The following is a 19,536-nucleotide window of genomic DNA, read 5'->3' on the forward strand; positions in this document are numbered from 1 at the left end:
GTCCACCGATGGCGGACGGCCATTGCTCGCTCGCGACCGTCGGCTCCCTGCCCTCGTCGGATGCTGGTTTTCCTCTTTTGGCCGAGTCGCCGCTGTGGTCAATTGCGTGCCGTCTTGACGAACGGTGCGGCTCCGAATGCCCACCTGAAGGCCCCGCGGGAGGATGCGACGGACAGTCTTTCACTGGTGGTCAGCAGTCGCCGGGCTTCGGGCGAGAGGGTGTCCGCCTCTGCAAGCGTCGCTTGATTGCAGACAGGATTTGGTGGCCCTGCCAGAATTCGATTGGACGACCGTTTCCGATCACCTATGAATCCTGCTCATGAGATACTGGAAGCACATCCCGCCGCTTCGGGCGATGTTGGCGATCGAGGCCACAGCGCGGCTTGGTAGTTTCTCCAAAGCCGCAGCAGAGTTGAACATCACGCAATCCGCTGTCAGTCATTTGGTGGGTGAGACCGAGGCCATGCTCTCGACCCGGCTGTTCGAACGCGGCAGCAGGCCGGTGACCCTGACCGAGGTGGGGCGGCGCTATGTCGCTGCCCTGGTCTCGGGGTTGAACCTGATCGGAGCGGAGGGGGAGGCGTTGCAGCGCGTGAGGGGCGATGTGCTGACGGTCTCGTGCAACCTCGCCTATGCCAACTTCTGGCTTCTGCCGAAGCTGAAGGACTTCCACGCCCTGCGGCCCGATATCGTGGTGAACATGGTCACCGCCTATCAGGGCCTGCCCCCGCTGTCGGGTGAAATCGACCTCTCGATCCGCTTCGGAAAGGGCGATTGGGAGGGCTGCAGCGCGCGGCTTCTGTTCAGCGAGACCATCGTTCCAGTCGCAAGCCCGACCTACCTTGCACGCTCGGCGCCGATCCGGGGGGCTGCCGACCTTTTGGGCCAGCAGCTTCTGCACGCCAGGGCCGATGACAAGGCCTGGTATGACTGGGAGCAGTGGTTCGATCATTTTGGGGTCGAGCGACCGAGGACTCTCCCCGGGCCGCTCTATGACAACCACTTGATGATGATGCAATCGGCCCTTGCCGGGGGTGGTGTCGCTTTGGGCTGGATCGGCACGGCGACCGGGTTCGTGCAGGCAGGGCAGCTGGTCGAGGTCCTGCCCGAGAAGGTCGAGGTCCAGGGCGGCGTCTATCTTGTCCATCGCGACGACCGGGCGCTTTCGCCGGCCGCCGAGGTTTTCGCCGACTGGCTCGCGACCGTCCAGGCCTTGCCGATCGCCCGCCCGGCTCCATCCGGCGGGGGATAGGCGGCGTGGGCAAGCTCCAACGTTTCAAGCGCCTTGGCGACATGCGGCAGGGGCGCGCAGACTCTGCGGGTCGCCAAATCCACATGCAGGATCATCACCTCGACCGTCGCGGCAAGCGTGCCATCGGTCTTCATGAAGCGGTGGAACAGGTGGGTCTTCTTGCCCTTTCCATGCAAAACCTGCGTGCGAACCGTTATCTCTTCGCCAGCGAGCAACTCGGCCAGATAGCGGACATGGGTTTCGGCGGTGAAGTGGCTGTGGCCGCCCGCGATATACTCCGCTGTCACGCCGCAGCGCTCCGTCAGGGTATCGGAGGCGTTTGAGGCGACCTCGACATAATGAGCCTCGTTCATATGGCCATTCGCGTCGATCCAGGTGGAGGGGATAACCCGCCGCGCCGTTACAGGCAGATTGGTGTCTTGCGGAAGGGACAATCTGACCTCATGCGCCCTGACGGCGGCGCCCGCGCCGGCCTGTCGCGGCTTCAAGGCGCGGATCAGGGCGACGAGGTTTTGATCCCGTGCCTGCTCCATCTGAGCAATCGTTCGGCCGCCGGATTGCGCGTCGGACTGGGTGGTGATCCGGCCGATCAGCTTGGCATCCAGCGCAGGCACGTCGGTCAGATGGGTGAGCGGATCAGCCAGGGTCGGGCCGAACTGCGCCAGAAAATGCGCCATCCCGGCCTCGCCGCCGGATAGGCGATAGGTCTCGAACTGGCCCATCTGCGCCATGCGCAGGCCAAAGCCGTAGAGGATCGCCTCGTCGATCTGGGCGGTCGTGGCTATGCCGTCCTTGACCATCCAGAGCGTCTCGCGCCAGATCGCCTCTTGCAGGCGGTTGCCAATGAAGCCTTCGATTTCTCGCGCCATCACAAGGGGATGCATGCCGATGCCGCGCATGATCTCGGCGGCGCGCAGGGGCAATTCGGAAGGTGTGACGTCGGTCCCCACAATCTCGACCAGGGGCACGAGGTAGACCGGGTTGAAGGGATGGGCGACGATCAGACGTTCGGGATGGTGGCAGAGCGCCTGAAGCTTGCTCGGGATGATGTTGGAGGTCGAGGAGGCGAGGATCGCGCCCTCGGTCATGTGCGGCTCGATACCGGCAAAGAGCGACTGCTTGATCGTCAACCGCTCCGGGGCGCTTTCCTGAACCCAATCGGCACCCTGGACCGCTTCGGCCAGGGTCGCGCAGAATCGCAGTTGGCCGGACGGCGGCAAGGCGCGATCGTAAAGGCCCGGTAGGCTGGCGCGGGCCTTCTGTAGCACCGCTTGCAAACGGGTTTCGGCCTCGGGAGCCGGATCCCATGCGCGGACGTCGTGGCCGTTCAAGAGAAAGCGCGCGGCCCAACCGGCGCCGATCACGCCGCAACCGACGATGGCGACTTGCACTTTACGCCTCCTTCGTGACGATCAGCGCGTCGACAGCAATGGCGCCCGAGGCGGTGACGACGACGGGGTTGACGTCGATCTCGGTGACTCGGCTCCGCAGTGCGGCGCAGGCCTGTGAGAAAGCCGCAAGCGAGCGGGCAGCTGCCGCCATGTCGCGGGGCGCATCGCCTCGAACGCCGTCGATCAGCCGGGAGACCCTCAGCCGCCTGATCATAGCTTCGGCCTGAGCGTCACCAAACGGCGCGCGGGCGCATTGGCGTTCGTCGAAAAGCTCGACCAGCGTACCGCCCGGCGAGACCATGACCAAGGGCCCGAAATCCGGGTCCATGACGCAGCCGAAGGTCAGCTCGATGCCCCTTTCGACCATGGTTTGAACGATCACACTTGGCCCAAGACGGCGCGAGAGGTCGGCATAGGCGGTCGTGAGCCCGGCCATGTCGCGGAGGTTCAGGATCACCCCGCCACTATCGCTTTTGTGGTCGATGCCCTCGGCCGTTTTCAGGACCAGCGGGAAGCCCAGGGTGCTGGCCGCTTCAGCAACCGCCGCCGCCGTCTGGCAAACTACACTTTGCACGGTGGCCATGCCGAAGCCGCACAACAGTTCAAGGCTGGCGAATTCGTCCAGTTTTGCGCGCAGTTGGCCGGGCCAAGGCGCAACCTCGGGCGCCTCCCACTGGGGCGCATCGGCCCAGGCCTGCACCTTGCGCACCGCCGTCATCATCGTGGTCGCGCCGTTCAGATAGGGAACCTCAAGGTCCGCCAACTCATCCGCAAGCCGCCGGTTATGGGCAAGGCAGAAGCTGGAATAGACAAAACAGGGCTTGGTGGTCAGGGTGGGCAGCGACTTCGCAAGGTCCAGAAGGCCTGGCTCATAGACGTAATCGTCTCGGAAATCGGCCTCCAGCCCCAGCATCGAGACCTCCGGCGCATCGGCAAGCACCTTCAGCCCGCGTTCGAAGACCTTGGGAAATTCGTCGGTCAGGTCGGCGGCGCAGTCCTGCGGGTTCGAAGGCTCCAGTTCGGGCGGCAGAGCCGCGCGCAGGGCGGTCAAGGTCGCGGGTGACAGGCGCGCCAGGGGCGTCTGCGTCTCGCTGCCAAGGTCGACCTGCATTTCGCGCAAGCCGCCGCTGTCGGTGACGAGGCCGACCCCGCCCGGCCCTGGCTTGCGCCCCGAGGCGCACAACAGGGCGGTGTTCATCAGCTCGTCCACCGTGTCGACCGCGATGGCCCCACACTCCTCGAACACCGCCGCATAGGCCGCGTTCGACCCCACCAGAGCCCCGGTATGGGACCGCGCCAGCCGGGCACTTTCCTCGGTCCTGCCGACCTTGCAGATCACCACCGGCACGCCTTTCGCCCGCGCCAGCTTCAGCGCGTCGATCAGGCCCTGCGGGTTGCGGGCGGATTCCATGAAGACGGCGATGGCCTTGGTCGTCGCCCGCCCCGCCGCATGGGCGATGTATTCGTCGATCGTGGCGCCGATTTCCTGCCCCGGCGAGACCATGAGGTCGAAGCGAAAGCGCGGGTCGTTCATGCCCAGGACCGTGAAGACGCTGCCGGAGTGGGCAATCAGGGAGATACCTCCGGGTTTCAGATGGCCGGCATCATAGAAGCTTGCCACGGCCCGCGACCTTGTGTTGATGAAGCCCATGCCAGAGCCGCCGCAGACCGGAATCCGGGCCTCTGCCGCGATGGATTTCAGGCGGTCCAGCAAGCCGTCCCCGTGGCAGGCATCAAAGATCACCGCCGATTTCGCGCCCTTGTCGATGGCACCTAGCAAAGCGCGTTCCAGGTTGGCCCCGCCGACGCCCAGCACCGCCACGTCCGGGGCGTGGTCCAGGTCGGACAGCGAGGGCAGCGCGGGCAGGCCCGTGATCTCGCCGCCCCGCGGGTTCACGAAGCTGACTTGGCCTTTGAACCCTGCCGACAAGGTCGCTTGCGCCAGCCGGGCCCCGAAAGACCCTTCGCGGTCCGAGGCCCCCACGACGACCATGGAGCGCGCCTCGAACATCGGGACAAGGCGGCTCATCCCTTGAACTCCGGCGCACGCTTCTCAGTGAAGGCGACGGAGCCTTCGGTGAAGTCATCGGATTGGATCATGCGTTCGTAATGCGGCATGTCGCTTTTGCCGACCCAGGCGCGGCGGGTTGCTGCATGACTGGCTTCGACCGAGGCATGGGCATATTTCCGCATGTATTCCTTCAGCGCCGGGGCCACCATCGGCGCGCCTTCGGCGATCATTCCGGCGATCTCGCGGGCATGGTCGATCAGGCGGTCCACCGGCACCACGTCGCGCACAAGGCCCCAATGCTTCGCCTCTTCGGCATACATTTTCCGCCCTGTCAGGATCAGGTCCATCGTCACGTTGTAGGGGATGCGGTGGTGCAGCTTCTGGATCGCGCCGCCGTCGGGCAGGAAACCGCGCTTCATCTCGGGCAGCCAGAAATACGCATCCTCGGCGCAGACGATCACATCGCCGCCCAAGGCCAGTTCGAAGCCCCCGCCGATGGCACCGCCCGCCAAGGCCACGACGACCGGCTTGTAAAGGTCAAAAAACTCCGGCAACCCACCAAGGCCCCCCGGGCCGAGGTCAAAGCCGTTTTCGTCGTCCCGGCTTTCCCCCGCCGCGAAGGCCTTCAGGTCCCAACCGGCCGAGAAGATGTTCTTCGCATTCCCCGCGCTGGAAAGGAGGCCGACCCGCAACTCCGCGTCGTCATTCAGCCGTCGGAAGGCAGCATACATCTCGCGGCTGAGCGAGAGGTTGATCGCATTGACCGGCGGGCGGTTCATGGAGACTTCCATGACCGGGCCGGCGACGGTGACATTCAATTGGGCGCTGCTCATGATCCTGCCTTCGGACAAAGGGGGAAGCACCCCCGGTTCTCGTGGTCTGGGCAGGATTTTCCGCGCGAAGCTGCGTCAGGGCAATGCGGTCAATCCGCATGATACAATGACGCTGTCTCATGATTTCAGAGTGTGGCGGCGGCCTTCAACCCGTCGTAGACCGCTTCTTCGGCGGTGCGTGGAGCCATGGCGTCGCCGATGGTCAGCACCTCGGCCAGGTCGGCAACCTGCGCGCGCAGGTCATCGGCCGGGCGGTGGCCGAGGCACATCACCACCGTTTCCGCCTCGACCTCGATGGCGGCACCGCTGGAAGTGTGCTGCAGGTAGACCATCCCCCCCGCCGCGCCGTAAAGCCTTGCGTAGGGCGTGACCGTGACGCCCAGGCCATGCAGGCGGGCGGCGATGTCGTCTCGGACGTAAAGCGGCAGCTGGCCGCCCAGCATCGGCGCGGTCAGGGCAAGCGTCACGCTGCAGCCCTGCTGAACCAGCGCCTCGGCGATGCCCGGTCCGATCCAGTCGGCGCGCCAATCGGCGACCAGCACGCGCCGCCCGGTCTTGGCGCCTTGCAGCACCCCCCAGGCCGTCAGCATTTGCACCGAGCCGTCCTCGGGCAGCTCTGGCACGTAAGGCACGGCGCCGGTGGCGAGGATCACGACATCGGGGGCCTCTGCCGCCACCGTCTCGCGGGTCACGCGGATGCCGCGTTTCACCCGGACCTGCGCCAGCTCCATCTCGCGCGAGAGGTTGGTGACGATGCCGCCGAACTCGGCGCGCCTTGGCAGAAGTTGCGCCAGACGCGCCTGGCCTCCCAGCTGCGCCTCGGCCTCGTACAGCGTCACTTCATGGCCGCGTGCCGCCGCGACCGCCGCCGCTTTCATGCCAGCGGGGCCTCCGCCGACCACCATGACCTTCTTGCGCCGAACCGCCGGGGACAGGGTGCCGAACCTCAGCTCTCGCCCGGTTTCGGGGTGCTGGATGCAGGATATCGGCAGGCCGCGGTGGAAGTGCCCGATGCAGGCCTGGTTGCAGCCAATGCAGGCACGGATGTCGTCCAGCCGCCCGGCCTGCGCTTTCATGGGCATTTCCGGGTCGGCGATCAGTGCGCGGGTCATGCCGCACATGTCGGCCTGTCCCGCCGCGAGGATCGCCTCGGCCACCTGCGGCTGATTGATCCGACCTGCCACAAAGACCGGAACACCCACGGCCCACTTCAGCCGTGCCGAAGCCTCGGCCAGATAGCCCGCGGCGAAAGCCATCGGCGGGGCGATATGCACTGCGCCCCCCAGCGTGGCCGAGGTGCCGAGGGTGACATTCAGGTAGTCCACATAGGGCTCAAGCGTTTTGCAGGCAGTGTCGACCTCGTCGGCTTGCAGCCCCGCCTCTTCACGCTCGTCGGCCGAAATCCGCATGCCGATGATGAAGCTCTCCGGCACAGCCGCCCGCATCGCCTGCAGACAATCGCGCAGGAACCTCGTCCGGTCCCGCCCCCAAGCATCGGTCCGCAGATTGACGCGGGGGTTCAGGAACTGCGCGGGGAGATAGCCATGCGAGGCCACATATTCGACCCCGTCAAACCCCGCCTTGGCCAGCCGTGCGGCCGAGGCCGCATAGCCCGCCACGATCTCGGCGATCATGCCCTCGTCCAGTTCACGTGGCATGACGTGAAAGCGCTCGTTCGGCACGACCGAGGGTGCCCAGGCCACCGCCAACAGCCCGTCCGCGCTTTCCATGATCTCGCGTCCCGGATGGAACAGCTGGCTGATGATCACCGCGCCCTCGGCATGGACGGCCTCGGCCAACGCGCGAAAGCCCGGGATGCAGGAGTCTTCCGTCGCCATCAGCAGGTGCGAGGTATAGCGCGCCGTCTCATGCACCCCCGCCACCTGGGTGACGATCAGCCCGACGCCCCCCTTGGCACGCGCCCGATGATAGGCGATCAGCGCTTCGTTCACCGTGCCATCCGTCGGCAGGGTTGTGTCATGCCCGGTCGACAGAATCCGGTTGCGGATCACCTTTCCCCGGATGGTCAGCGGCGAGAACAGCATCCTACAGCCCCGCCCTTGCCCGCCAATCGACCGGCGAGAGCGCATAGAAGACCGTCGCCCCCTCGCCTTCGTAGCGCAAAGGCGTATTGGCCGGCACCCAGAGGACATCGCCGGGCTCGCAATCATAGACCGTCTCGCCGACGCACAGGCGGAAATTGCCCTCCAAGGTCACGATCAGCTCGTCATAAAGCACCGTCCAGGCGATGGAACAGCCGTCGAACTTCGCGATTCCCGCCCCCATCGAGGAGCTGATCTCGGGCCCGACAAGGCGCGCGATCTGCCCGCCTTCGCCATAGGCGTCGAAGCGGCGCTCGGCAGCTTTGAACTGAACGATGCCAGACATATCTCCTCCAGGGAACTGTAGTTTTCGGCATATGAAATTTCTGAAAGTAAAGAATCAAGACGATTATTTACTTTCGGCAAATTTTTCTGCCTGGATCGACGGGCGGTCCTTGTTTCGTCCAGCGGCGGGGCGCTAGATATCCAGGACCGAACCGGAGCCTAGGCGTGCCACAAGACGACAGCCCCGCCGCAATCCTTGGGGACCGAATCCGCGGCTTGCGCAAGCGGCGCGGCATGACCCTGGCCGATCTGGCCGCCAAGAGCCGCCTGTCGCCCGGCTATATCAGCCAAATCGAGCGCGACCTGGCCCAACCGTCGATCCCGGCACTGGTGGCGCTGGCGGCGAGCCTTGACGTGACCGTGCAATGGTTCTTTTCCGGTCCTGGCGAGCCTCCGGCGGAAGAGCGCGGCTACGTCGTGCGCGCCCGCAACCGCCTGCGGATCGACTATGACACGGGCATCGTCGACGAACTTCTGACTCCCAAGCTTTCGGCCCAGGTCGAGATGATCCTCTGCCGTCTGCCTCCGGGCAGCGGCGCGAAGGAAGCCTACAGCCACAAGGGCGACGAGGTCGGCTTTGTGATGGCGGGCGAGATGGAGCTTTGGGTCGGCGACCGCCACTTTCACCTCCACACTGGCGACAGCTGCTCTTTTGCTTCAACCGAACCGCACCGCTACCGCAACCCCGGCGCGGTCGAGGCTGTGATCCTCTGGGCCATCAGCCCCCCGGCGTTCTAGGTGTCGGGACCCGTCTCACGGTGGATGTAGAGCATTTGCGCGCCGCGCATGCCGCCGTCGGATTGGAACGACTTCGACGGAAACTGTTGAAACGGCAGTTCCATGGACGAGGATGACCTCGCGCTGATTGCGGCGAAGGGCCATGTCCATTCCAGCTGCTTCAGCTATCTCGAACCGGAACTGCCCCGCATACGTGCCGCCGCGCGCGGGGTGTCGTTCGACTTCTCCACTTTGCACGACCCGGCCTATCTGGCGCAGGTTTGCCCGCATGTCTCGACGGCTTTCCTGTCAGGAGCAGGCCTGGCCGATGCGGCAGTGTCGGAGCTGATCGCGCGGGTCCTTGACCTTGGACCGGACACCGTCTGCGTGACGCGCGGCGACAAGGGGGCAGTCTGGGCCAATGGTCAGACCCGCATCGAACAGCCAATTGTGCCCGCCACGGTGGTCGACACCATGGGCGCAGGCGATGCCTTCATCGCTGGCTACCTTGTGGCGAGACTGCGCGGAGATACTCCGGAAGAGGTTCTCCAATATGCCGCCTTCTGCGCAGCGAAAGCCTGCGGTTGGGAAGGCGCATGGGGCTATCCGCTCGCAGACATTCCATAGCCCCACCGCCGATGTCATTTGGTTCGCTCCCTGGCGCACCAGCGATCTTGGTTAGGGTCAGGAGCCATTGCTTGTGCCCAGGCGATGTGGTTTGGGCACCGAGACTGACCGATAGCAGTCTTTTCTGGTTGACGGACGAAAAGACGCGCCGCCTTCAGTCCTTCTTCCCCAAGATCCACGACAAGCTCCATGTCGACGAGGGGCATGTTCTAAGTGGCATAATCTTTACCAATCGCAATAACCTGCTGTGGCATGATACCCCCAAAAGAATGGGTCGCCGAAGACGCTCTATAGTCGCTGGAGGCGGTAGGGCTCAAAGGTGTCTTTGCACGGATGATGGAGGGTCGGCCTCAGAAGGCGCGGAGACGAATGTCGTCGTTGCGGACTGGTTACGGGACGTATCGAAAGACCGGCGGATACGTCCTTGCATCCCAGGCACGCGAAGACCTTCCTCTCCGCCGTCGTTCTCGCCGCAGCCGTCATGTTCTGACTTTGGCGACTGGAGCCCAGGCGGCAGGTAACGAAATCGGTCAGAGTCCGAGGGTCGCCCTGAAGTCCTCGAACTCTATATCGTCCATGGCAACGGTGTGCTGTCGCTGCGGATAACCACCGGACATCACGTCTGCAGCGAACTCCTTGAACGCATCGATACGTTCGCTCTGAAGGCGCGCATACTCGGCGGCGAAGTTTCGATAGGTCTTGGCGTGGCGCGGTTTGTGCCCGTCCGTGCAGCCCAGCACATCCTCGGCGAACAGGTATTGCGCATCCGCGCCCGGACCGGCGCCCATGCCCAGCATCAGCATGGGCGTGTTTGCGCTGATGAAAGCCCCCAGGCGGTCCGGCACGCATTCCAGTTCTGCGGCAAACGCCCCGATTTCCTCCAGCCGCTTGATCTGGTCCCAGACGCGTCGCGCTTCGGTCGACGTCTTGCCGACCGCGCGCCAACCTGTCCAGGTGACGATGTTGGGGTTCATGCCCACATGCGCCACGATCGGGACATGGTTGTCACAAAGGGTCTTCTGGATGTCGAAGGCGGCAGCACAATAGAAGCTGTCACCACCCATCGCCATGAAATGATAGGCCGCGCGCAGGTAGTCATCGGCGGTGACCAGTGTCCCGTTCGGCCCGTAGGGCAAGCCGATCTGGACGAAGCAGTTGCCGGCGGCCTCTCGCATTGCGGGTGAAAAGAAGCGGGCCTCGATCGACAGCATGTGGATCCCGGCCTGCGCCGCCGCCGCCGCTTCCTCTGACGTCGTGACATAGAGCATCGCGATCTTCTCGCCGCGCGCTTTCATCTGGCGCATGTCATGGACGGTGGGGCGGGTGTTCTTGTGGACCATGTCCGGGCTCCTTCAGGGAATGAATATCTGGACCTGGCCGTCCTCGACCCGGGTCTGGAAGGTGGCGAGATTGACGCAGACCGGGGCCCGCACGGCCTCGCCGGTGCGATAGTCGAACTGGCCGTTGTGCTTGGGGCACTCGACGACATAGTCCATCACCAGCCCGTCGGCGAGGTGGACCCGCTCGTGGGTGCAATGGCCGTCGGTGCAGAAAAATTCGTCATCCGGACTGCGATAGATCGCGAAGCTGCGGCCGGCATGGTCGAAGCGCATCAGGTCTTCGGTCTCGATGTCATCGGTGGAACAGGCGGTGATCCAGGGCATCTGGGCTCCAGTCTAGAAGTGTCGTGTCGGGCTATTCGGCGGCATGCGGAAGCGGATAGCCGCCGATACCCGGTGTCGGCTGGCCGGGTTCGAGGTCGCCGTGGAACTCGGGCCGGTAGGGCTTGGCGGTGGCGGGCAACTGCCGCTTCACGAACCAGTCGGGATTGCGGAACTGCCTGGCGAGCGTGGGGATGATCTCGGCATAGGCCGACAGGATCGACGGATGCGCAGGCGGCAGGTCATGCCGGATCAGCGCATGCAGGCGCGGCAGGGCGTGATAGGGCACCATCGGGAACATGTGGTGTTCGACGTGGTAGTTCATGTTCCAGTAGATGAACCGGCTGACCGGGTTGATGTAGACGGTGCGGCTGTTCAGCCGGTGGTCCAGCACATTCTCGGCAAGGCCCAGATGCTGCATGTAGCCGGTCATGACCATGTGCCAGCTGCCAAACAGGATGGGCATTCCGATCACCATGAAGGGCAGGATCGAGCCGAGCCAGACGGCGAGGGCGGCGGTGGACAGATAGATCAAACCCCAGATGCGCGCGATGCGGAAGGCCTTCGGCTGTTCGCTGGCGGGCACGAAGGAGCAGGTGGTTTCGGGCATATGGCCGAAGATCAGCTGGAGCGTGGCCTTGCCGTTGCCCCAAAGCTCGAACAGGCCGAAGAAGTTCAGGATCAGCCGCGCCACGACGGCGGGGCGCATGGCGATGATTTCAGGATCATGACCCACGATGATGGTGTCGGTGTGATGCCGGGCGTGGCTCCAGCGCCAGACCACCGGGTTGCGCAACATGCAGAAGCAGGCGATCTGGTAGAGGGCATCGTTCATCCAGCGGGTGCGGAAGGCCGTGCCGTGCCCGCATTCGTGCCAGCGCGAATCCATCGCCGAGGCATAGAGCACGCCGTAGATCGCCCAGAAGGGTGCCGACCACCAGGACGGCCACAGCCAGATGCCTGCGGCGGCCGATCCGATCATGGTGGCGAACAGGATGATCGTATCGCGGATGGCAGGAAGGTCGCCACGCTGCATCAGATCCTTCATCAACTTTCGCGGAATCTCGGTGTGATACCAGGCTGCCGACACGAGCCCGATCTCCTCGGCGAGCCTGGCGTCCCGTCCAAGCAGGGCATAGTCGCGGTTGGTGCGGGCCATCGGTATTCTCTTCATTCGTTTCTGGGTTGGAAGGGGGGTGCCGGGCCGACGGGAGGGAGGAAGCGGCCCGGCACAAGGTGGTCGCTTGCCGTCAACCCGAGCGAGCGGCCATCTTTTCGCGGCGCCGCTTCATCCGGCGGTCCAGCACGGCATCCGAGGCGGCGGTGCCGTCATGGTAGGTGCCGAAGATCTTGTCGAAGGGCACGGTTCCGTCGCCGTAGTTCACCTCGAAATACTTGTGGTGGAGGTAGTGGTTATAGGTGTGAGTATCCATCAGCTTCTCGTCCCCGAGGGCGATCTTGTCGAAGCCGATATGCCCGACGATCGAGCCGAGACCGGACAGTTGCAGGTGGTAGAGTGCGAACAGCGGATGGGCGGGCACGACCAGGTAGAGGAGCGAGCTGGAGAAGAAGAGAAGCTGCTCGACCGGGTGCATCGACAGCGACGACCAGGGGCTGGGATTGACCGAGTTGTGGTGGATCGAGTGGATGTGCTTGTAGAAGAACGGCAAGTGCAGCGGCCGGTGGATCAGGTAGAAATGCCCCTCGTGCCAGATCGGCACCAGAAGCCAGAGCGCGGTGAACCAGACCGGATGCGCCTCGAAGGTCGACCAGGCGCCGATGCCGTTGGCGTAGCACCACAGGATCAGCACCTCGTAGGCCGTCCAGATCGGGACGCCGGTCGCGAAGGTGCGGATGATGCCGTCGATGGTCTGGCTCTTGAACATGAACACGTCGGAGGGGTGTTCCTTTGGCCAGCGATGGTTGTACTTGAACTGGTTCCCCTGCCGGCGCTGGACGTAGAGCCGCAGTTCCATCGCGCCGAAGAAGATCAGCACCGCCGCCGAGTTGCGCAGGAACAGGTAGAGGATCCAGCCAGGCGCAAGCGACCGGGTCGTCTCGACCGAGGGGGTCAGGAAGAACCAGTAGATCGCGGCCAGCACCATGAACGACAGGTTCCAGGGCAGGAAGTAACCCTTCAGAAAGCCGAGGATGTCGCGCGCCTTCCAGGGTAGGCGGTAGATCGGCGCGATGCTCAGCGGCTCGTTCGGGGTCCAGTCGCCGCGCTTGTTCCGGGTTCCGTATTGCAGGTCGTCCATGAGAGCCTCCTCAGGTCCAGTATCTGTCGATGAAGCGCTGCATTTCGGTGCGCATGAAGGCCGAGGACTGGTCGGCCCTGTCCTCCCAGGCGAAGACACAGGCGGTCATGATCCCGTCAAAGCCCACCTCTGCCAGCGTGCCGAAGAAATCGTCCCAAGGCACCTCGCCCTGGCCGATGTCCAGGTGCTGGTGCACGCGCGCCTGGGTGCCGGGCGGGTTAAGGATATAGCGCAGGCCCGAGCTGGCCTTGTGATTGAAGGTGTCGCCCACATGCACATGGGCCAGCACATCGGCACATTCGCGGATCATCGCCCTGGTGTCGTCGCCGAAGTAGAAGGTATGCGGGGCGCAATACAGGAACCTGACGCGGGGACTGTTCACCGTGCGGATGATGTCCACCGCGGGTTGCAGCGTCTCGACCCAGTCCTCGGGATGCGGCTCGATGTGAAGAGTGATGCCCTCCCGCTCCAGGATCGGCACCAGTTCTTCCATGCTGCGCCACCAGGCATCCTCGCAGGTCTCGATCATGCTGCCGGTGTGGCAGCAATAGCAGGATCCCTTATCGGGGTGCGGTCCGCGCCCGAATTCCGAGTTCATCGTGTCGATCTCCATCTCGACGCAGATCTCGATGGCGCGTTTCCAGTGGCGCACGGCGGCCTGCCGCTCGGCCTCGTCGTTGGAGGCCCAGCGATACATCGGAAGCAGGCTGGCGATCTTCACGTTCTCGGCGGCCAGCGCCGCCTTGAATGTCCTGATCCGGTCAGGAAAGACGCGGGGCGCCTTGAACCATTCCAGAAAGTCGGCGCGGGGCGAAAGCTCGATCCAGTCATAGCCCAGCTCGCGCACCTTGCGGGGCAGCTCTTCCAGGCTCAGGTGGCGGTGCATGAAGGGGTCAAGTGCGATGCGCATGATGCGTCCCTCAGTTCAGGTCGACCCAGACGCTGCCCGCCTCGTGGCTGTCAGCGGCTGAATTTACGAAGCGGGCGCCCCGCGCCCCGGTGTGGATATCGGGCAGGCAGAGCAGCCCCTCGGGCACCGTCTCGCCATTGCGGCGGGCAGCGACGGCAATCGCGATCTCGCGGTAGAGGTTGCCCCAGGCATCCGAGAGGGATTCCCCGTGCCCGCGCGGCAGCAGGACCATACGTTCGGCCGGCGCCGCCATGCCTGCACCATGCCCGCGCACAATGATCTGTTCCGGGGCGTTCAGGGGTGTGTAGCGCAGGGTTTCGGGGAATTCCTGATCCCAGTGCAGCCCGCCCTTGTCGCCATAGACGCGGACGCGCAGGGCGCAGTAGTTGCCGGGCGCGGCCTGGGTGATCCACATCGCGGCGGGCGCGCCGTTCGCCAGCTTCAGCGACAGGAAGGCGGTGTCCTCCATCGCCTTGGGCGCGCCACAGACATGGAAGTCGGCGCGCAAGCGCACGACCTTCTGGCCGGCGACGAATTCCAGCATCTGGAAGGCATGGGTCCCGATGTCGCCCGTCGCCGAGGCGCGGCCGATCTTCGCAGGGTCGCGCCGCCAGGCCAGGCTGCGCGAGTTCGGATCGTCCGGCTCGGTCGCCCAGTCCTGCGCATATTCGACCTGGGCTTGCCGCACCGTGCCGATGGCGCCGACCTTCACCATCTCGGCGGCCTGCCGCGCCATCGGATGATAGGGATAGGGGTAGGTTAGCGCGAAGACGAGGCCCGTCTCGCGCTGCCGTTGTTCCAGCGCGACGCAATCCTCGCGCGAGATGGTCATCGGCTTGTCGCAGATGATGTCGATACCCTGGTCCATGAAGGCTTCCGCAATGGCCCGGTGCGACCAGTTCGGCGTGCAGATCACCACCGCCTCGATTCCGTCCGGGCGGGCGGCCTCGGCCCGTGCCATCTCGCGATAATCTGCATAGATGCGGTCCTCGGGCAGCATCCAGTCGCGGCCCGAAGCGGCAGCCGTCGCCGGGTCGGAGGACAGCGCCCCGGCTACCAGGTCCCAGCGGTTGGACAGTCGCGCGCCGGTCCAGTGCCACTGGCCGACCAGCGCGCCACGCCCGCCGCCGACGATACCCAGTCGCAGGCGGCGCTGCGCAGGCGGATAGAATACGGTCCCTGCAAGGGCCATGTCGCAAACTCCGTTCTTCGTTCGGTGAACCTCGGGACCCGTCAGGTCCTGATCACGTGGTAGGTGACTTCCTCGATCGACGTGTCTTCCTTGCGAGCCTCGTAGACCTTGGCGCCATGGCTCATCACCACGAAGCGGTCGCAGACCTGGAAGGCGTGATAGAGATTGTGCGTGACCAGGACCGAGGACGTGCCCTGGTTTTTCAGATCGCGCACATAGGCCAGAAGGTGTTCGGTCTCACGCACCGACAGGGCCGAGGTGGGTTCGTCCAGCAACAGGATATTGCGCTTGAAGTAGACCGCGCGGGCAATGGCGACCGCCTGCTTCTGCCCGCCCGACAGGAAGCCCACCTCCTTGTCGGGATCTTCGATCCCCGAGATCTGGACGGCTGAGCCGAGGATGTCGATCGCCTTGTCCTCCATCGCCTTGTGATCCATGAAGCCGAAGGCATTGGTGATCTCGCGGCCGAGAAAGATGTTGCGGGTGATCGACATCTGGTCGACCAGCGCAATGTCCTGATAGATCGTCTCGATCCCCGCCGCCTCGGAATCGGCGCGGCTGTTGAAGTTCACCGGCTTGCCATTGGCCAGAATCTCGCCCGAGGTCGGCGGGTTGATCCCCGACATCATCTTGACCAGCGTCGACTTGCCCGCGCCGTTGTCACCCAGAAGCCCCACGACCTCGTTGCGACCGATGTAGAAGTTCATCGAGTTGAGCGCGACGAAGGCGCCGTATCGCTTGGTAATGTTGCGCATCTCCAGCAGCGGGGTCTCGGTAGGGCGCAGCCCCTTGATCGGCTTTTCTTCCGGTTCGATGATTTGAAGGTCGCTCATTTCGGATCAGCCTTTCCGCCGGATGGCCATGTTGGTGATGACCGAGATCACGATCAGCCCACCAACGAACATGTCGAAGTAGAAGCCGGGTGCGCGCAGAAGCAGGAGAAGATCCTGAATCGTGTACATCAGCGCGGTGCCCAAGACGACGCCCAGAATCGAGCCGCGGCCTCCATTCAGCGCTGCGCCACCGATGACGCAGGCGGCGATAGCTTGCAGTTCAAGCCCCAGACCGCCGCCTGGCTGGATCGACATAACTCGCGTGCCGGCCAGGATACCGGAAAACGCCGCCATGAAACCACAGATGCCGAAGGCAATGATCTTGGTGCGCACCGGGTTCACACCAATTGCGACGGCTGCATTCCTGTTGCCGCCAACGGCAAAGAAGTGGTTGCCCAGCCGGTGATGATGGAGAAGGAAATAGAAGGCGACCGCCAGCAGCAGGAACCAGATCATCGAAGCGTGAACGACGCCGATCGAGCTGTTGAACAGCGTATTGAAGGGTTCCGACGGCTTGAAGCGCAGGGATTGCGCGCCGTGATACAACAGCGTGGCCCCCTTCCACATCAGCATCGCGCCAAGCGTGGTGATGAAGCTGGGGATATTGAACCGCAAGGTGATGACAGCGTGCAGCACGCCGGCCAGCGCGCCGATTAGAAGCCCGACGGCGAGCCCGGCGAAGGGCGCGATGGCAGAGGGAACATCTGCGCCACTGTCACCGCCCCAGGTCATGGTCAGGGTCGCGGCGACGATCGAGCAGAAAGAGTAGAGCGCGCCCACTGAAAGATCGAATTCTCCGGCGATCATCAGGATCGAGACGCCAAGCGCCATGACACCCAACGGCGCAATCGCCTTTAGCGTGACCGCGATATTCGCGGCATCGAGATAGCGAAAGCTGGGATTGGCCAGCGAGACGGCGATCACCACCAACTGCACCGCCAGGAACAGGACGGCTATGCCGCCTTCCGGTTTGGTGCGTACCCAATCGACTATGCGCGAACTTCTGCTGCGCCGATTGCGTTGCTGGATCGCTGCGCGGATGTGATCGGATTGTGCCGTGGCCATCGCCGGGTCCTTCCTCGGAATTGTCGCTCTTGCCAGGGCCTTTGCCCTGCAATGGAGGGGGCCATTTCCGGCCCCCTTCGTCGTGTCAGCGTGTTCAGCGCACCACGCCGGCCCATTCCACCGCAGCCTTGTAGTTGGTCTTGTCGACCAGACCTGCGCCGCCGGTGTTCATTTCGGAGGGGTACAGTCCGTATTTGACCGCCAGTGCCGCCTGCGTCACACCGTAGAAGCCCTGCGAATAGGGCTGCTGGTCGACCGCTGCGATCATGTCGCCATTCTCGATGTCCTTCAGGATCGATTCCGAAATGTCGAACCCGCCGATAGCCACGGTCAGACCGGCATCCTTGGCCGCCTGAACCGCCTGGCTGGTCGGCGTCTGGCCGAGGCCGATGATCGCCTTCACGTCAGGGTGGCCGATCAGATACTGCGTCATCAGGTTCAGGGCCTGGCCATGGTCGTTGCCGGTGCCCAGAACCTCCGACTTCGCTCCGACCTCATCCAGTGCCTTCTGGACGCCCTCGTGACGCAGGACGGCGTAGGTGCCCTCGGGCGCTTCGACCGGCGTGAAGACCAGATCGCCTTCCTTGATGCCGGCTTCGGCGATCATGCGCTTACCCAGGTTGTAGCCTGACTCGACGAAATCCTGGCCCATGAAGGCCATGCGGCAAATGCCGCCGTCGGCGCCCTTGCTGTCGTCGATGTTGATCGTCAGGACCACGATCCCGGCTGCTGCGGCCCGGCACAACACCTCGTCGTAGGCGTTGTCGTCGGCGATGCCGACCACGATGGCGTCGACCTTGTTGGCGATGGCGGTTTCCAGGATGGTTGTTTCGTTGACCGGATCCTCCTCGCCATACTGGATGTCGAGCGTGATGCCCTGTTGCGCAGCAGCGTCCTTGCCGCCGTTGTTCACCGCCTCGAAGAACGGGTTGGAGGCTTGCGACCAGTGCAGCATCAGGATGTCGATGCTCGACCAGTCGTGGTCCTTATCATCAGCGCGGGCGATTCCGCCGAGCGCCAGCGCCGTCGAAAGCGCCAACCCTGCAATCCCTGTCTTGAAGTTCATGTCTTTCCTCCTGTTGCGCACAGCCCATCGTTGCCGGAAAGAAGACCTTTCCGAGTGATTCTGCGTTTAGGGCAATGGGCGGTCTCCTCCCCGCACGCCGGGAGCATTCACCCGACGCAACTTCATGGTGCACAGCCGAAGTGCAGGAATCAAGGATTTGCAACTTTTGTTGCCGACGAGAGACGCCGACTTAAAGCAGTTGTTTTTCCGCTGGTTACAAGGCGCGACGTGTTGTCGCACGTCGAACTTGACGTGATCGCCTCAAAATTGTCGGCTACGGGTGATCGCTACCGGGCCGAGGGAAGAGGACGATGCGCCGACCGACATTCGCGATGATAGCCCAGGATGCCGGCGTCAGCCTGGCGACGGTAGAGCGGGTACTGAACGGTCGGGGGGGCGTGCAGAAGGACAAGACCGAGCGCGTGATCAACGCCGCGGTAAGGCTGGGATGGGACCGGCGTCTTCCCGAGGTCCACCGTGGTGTGGTGCGTGTCGAATTCATCATCGCACGGCCCGAAACCACGTTCTTCGCCCGGCTGGTCCACGAGTTTGAAAAGATCGCGCAGAGCCTGGATTCGCGCGTCGCCTTGCACCGCACCGTCCTGACCGACGACCCCATGCTTTTCGCCAGGCGCATCTCTGGCTCGGGGGTGCAGCGTGCAGGACTGATCGTTGTAGGTCCCGACCATCATCTTGTCCGCGCGGCCCTGGCCGAGGTGCGCGCGACCGGAACCTACATCATCCAGATCGTGACGCGGACCTTTGGCACCGAACTCGATTATGTCGGCATCGACAACTACAGTGCGGGTCGCACTGCGGCCATGTACATTTGGCGCATGTGCCGGGCGAAGGGCTCAGTGGTCGTCCTTTGTCCCGGCAATCAGTTCGAGGCTCATCGCGAGCGTATTCGAGGGTTTAGCGACTATGTTGATGCCCACCCTTCACCGGACCTGCAGTTTGAACGCCTGATGTTCGGACGCGATGACGGACCCTATGGCGCTTCCCTGCTCGCTGACTGCCTGCAAGAGCGGGATGACATCGTGGGCTTCTACAACTCCGGCGGCCACAACTCGCTGATCGGGCCCGTCTTGGAGTCCCATTCCAGGGGCAAGGCGATATTCTTCGTCGGCCACGAGTTCAACGCTTGGAGCGCCGCAGCCCTGAGTGACGGACGGATGGATGTGGTCCTCGACCAAGCGCCGGAAGTGCAGGCGCGTCGCGCGCTGGACATGGTGCTTTACCGGGTTGGCCTGACGACCATTCCGGTCCCGAACCCGCCCATCCGCTTTACAACGATGACGGCAGAATCGTGCTAGTGTCGGTCTGTGACCGT

At 64.0% G+C, this 19,536-nt stretch carries 18 protein-coding genes and 1 pseudogene; 5 read left to right on the top strand and 14 right to left on the bottom strand.

What is annotated here, in order from left to right:
* Positions 1–319 precede the first annotated feature (319 nt).
* The gene (locus tag JNJ68_RS00545) at positions 320–1,252 is read left to right on the top strand and encodes a LysR substrate-binding domain-containing protein (RefSeq protein WP_294977700.1); all 933 of its coding nucleotides are present in this window, start codon (positions 320–322) and stop codon (positions 1,250–1,252) included.
* On the opposite strand, the gene JNJ68_RS00550 is transcribed toward JNJ68_RS00545, so the two are convergent.
* The 5 genes from JNJ68_RS00550 to JNJ68_RS00570 all read right to left on the bottom strand — a co-directional run bounded on the left by JNJ68_RS00550 (position 1,135) and on the right by JNJ68_RS00570 (position 7,875).
* Positions 1,135–2,643, bottom strand: coding sequence for a carnitine 3-dehydrogenase (locus tag JNJ68_RS00550; RefSeq protein WP_294977702.1), 1,509 nt, complete (start codon positions 2,641–2,643; stop codon positions 1,135–1,137). The two genes, JNJ68_RS00545 and JNJ68_RS00550, sit on opposite strands and share 118 nt — an antisense overlap.
* 1 nt (position 2,644) lies before the next feature.
* The gene (locus JNJ68_RS00555) at positions 2,645–4,672 is read right to left on the bottom strand and encodes an acetate--CoA ligase family protein (RefSeq protein ID WP_294977704.1); all 2,028 of its coding nucleotides are present in this window, start codon (positions 4,670–4,672) and stop codon (positions 2,645–2,647) included.
* Positions 4,669–5,487: an enoyl-CoA hydratase-related protein gene (locus JNJ68_RS00560; protein WP_294977706.1), complete on the bottom strand. Its 819-nt coding sequence runs from the start codon at positions 5,485–5,487 to the stop codon at positions 4,669–4,671. Before JNJ68_RS00560 ends, JNJ68_RS00555 begins: the two co-directional genes overlap by 4 nt.
* 125 nt (positions 5,488–5,612) lie before the next feature.
* Positions 5,613–7,532 (bottom strand): FAD-dependent oxidoreductase, encoded by a 1,920-nt coding sequence (locus JNJ68_RS00565; RefSeq protein ID WP_294977708.1) that lies wholly within the window; start codon positions 7,530–7,532, stop codon positions 5,613–5,615.
* A 1-nt stretch (position 7,533) separates the two neighbouring features.
* Positions 7,534–7,875 carry a cupin domain-containing protein gene (locus JNJ68_RS00570; protein WP_294977709.1) on the bottom strand — a complete coding sequence of 114 codons (342 nt, stop codon included), beginning with the start codon at positions 7,873–7,875 and terminating at the stop codon, positions 7,534–7,536.
* A gap of 164 nt (positions 7,876–8,039) precedes the next feature.
* On the opposite strand from JNJ68_RS00570, the gene JNJ68_RS00575 reads away from it, so the two are divergent.
* The 3 genes and pseudogenes from JNJ68_RS00575 to JNJ68_RS00585 form a co-directional block, all read left to right on the top strand.
* Complete coding sequence (locus tag JNJ68_RS00575; protein ID WP_294977711.1) at positions 8,040–8,612, top strand: cupin domain-containing protein; 573 nt, start codon at positions 8,040–8,042, stop codon at positions 8,610–8,612.
* A 102-nt stretch (positions 8,613–8,714) separates the two neighbouring features.
* Positions 8,715–9,218 carry a PfkB family carbohydrate kinase gene (locus JNJ68_RS00580; RefSeq protein WP_294977713.1) on the top strand — a complete coding sequence of 168 codons (504 nt, stop codon included), beginning with the start codon at positions 8,715–8,717 and terminating at the stop codon, positions 9,216–9,218.
* Between the two features lie 104 nt (positions 9,219–9,322).
* A pseudogene (locus tag JNJ68_RS00585) lies at positions 9,323–9,563 on the top strand (transposase); the annotation flags it as partial.
* A 185-nt stretch (positions 9,564–9,748) separates the two neighbouring features.
* Here the strand turns inward: JNJ68_RS00585 and JNJ68_RS00590 are convergent.
* From JNJ68_RS00590 to JNJ68_RS00630, 9 genes are all read right to left on the bottom strand, one after another.
* Positions 9,749–10,558 (bottom strand): 3-methyl-2-oxobutanoate hydroxymethyltransferase, encoded by an 810-nt coding sequence (locus tag JNJ68_RS00590; protein ID WP_294977715.1) that lies wholly within the window; start codon positions 10,556–10,558, stop codon positions 9,749–9,751.
* A gap of 12 nt (positions 10,559–10,570) precedes the next feature.
* Positions 10,571–10,882, bottom strand: a complete 312-nt coding sequence (locus tag JNJ68_RS00595) for a MocE family 2Fe-2S type ferredoxin (protein ID WP_294977716.1) — start codon at positions 10,880–10,882, stop codon at positions 10,571–10,573.
* A gap of 31 nt (positions 10,883–10,913) precedes the next feature.
* Positions 10,914–12,038 (bottom strand): fatty acid desaturase family protein, encoded by a 1,125-nt coding sequence (locus JNJ68_RS00600; RefSeq protein WP_294977717.1) that lies wholly within the window; start codon positions 12,036–12,038, stop codon positions 10,914–10,916.
* Positions 12,039–12,129: 91 nt separating this feature from the next.
* Positions 12,130–13,137, bottom strand: a complete 1,008-nt coding sequence (locus JNJ68_RS00605; protein ID WP_294977719.1) for a sterol desaturase family protein — start codon at positions 13,135–13,137, stop codon at positions 12,130–12,132.
* 10 nt (positions 13,138–13,147) lie between these two features.
* A complete protein-coding gene (locus JNJ68_RS00610; protein ID WP_294977721.1) occupies positions 13,148–14,047 on the bottom strand; it encodes a sugar phosphate isomerase/epimerase in 900 nt (299 codons plus the stop codon).
* A 10-nt stretch (positions 14,048–14,057) separates the two neighbouring features.
* A complete protein-coding gene (locus JNJ68_RS00615; protein ID WP_294977723.1) occupies positions 14,058–15,239 on the bottom strand; it encodes a Gfo/Idh/MocA family oxidoreductase in 1,182 nt (393 codons plus the stop codon).
* Positions 15,240–15,280: 41 nt separating this feature from the next.
* On the bottom strand, positions 15,281–16,072 hold the full coding sequence (locus tag JNJ68_RS00620; RefSeq protein WP_294977725.1) for an ATP-binding cassette domain-containing protein: 792 nt from the start codon (positions 16,070–16,072) through the stop codon (positions 15,281–15,283).
* Positions 16,073–16,078: 6 nt separating this feature from the next.
* On the bottom strand, positions 16,079–17,137 hold the full coding sequence (locus JNJ68_RS00625; protein ID WP_294977727.1) for an ABC transporter permease: 1,059 nt from the start codon (positions 17,135–17,137) through the stop codon (positions 16,079–16,081).
* A gap of 94 nt (positions 17,138–17,231) precedes the next feature.
* Positions 17,232–18,203 (bottom strand): substrate-binding domain-containing protein, encoded by a 972-nt coding sequence (locus JNJ68_RS00630; RefSeq protein WP_294977728.1) that lies wholly within the window; start codon positions 18,201–18,203, stop codon positions 17,232–17,234.
* Positions 18,204–18,514: 311 nt separating this feature from the next.
* Here JNJ68_RS00630 and JNJ68_RS00635 point away from each other — a divergent pair, with 311 nt between their 5' ends.
* Positions 18,515–19,519, top strand: coding sequence for a LacI family DNA-binding transcriptional regulator (locus JNJ68_RS00635; RefSeq protein WP_294977730.1), 1,005 nt, complete (start codon positions 18,515–18,517; stop codon positions 19,517–19,519).
* The last annotated feature ends 17 nt before the right edge of the window (positions 19,520–19,536 follow it).

Origin of the sequence: Tabrizicola sp. (assembly GCF_016793705.1) — a bacterium.
GTDB lineage: Bacteria > Pseudomonadota > Alphaproteobacteria > Rhodobacterales > Rhodobacteraceae > Tabrizicola.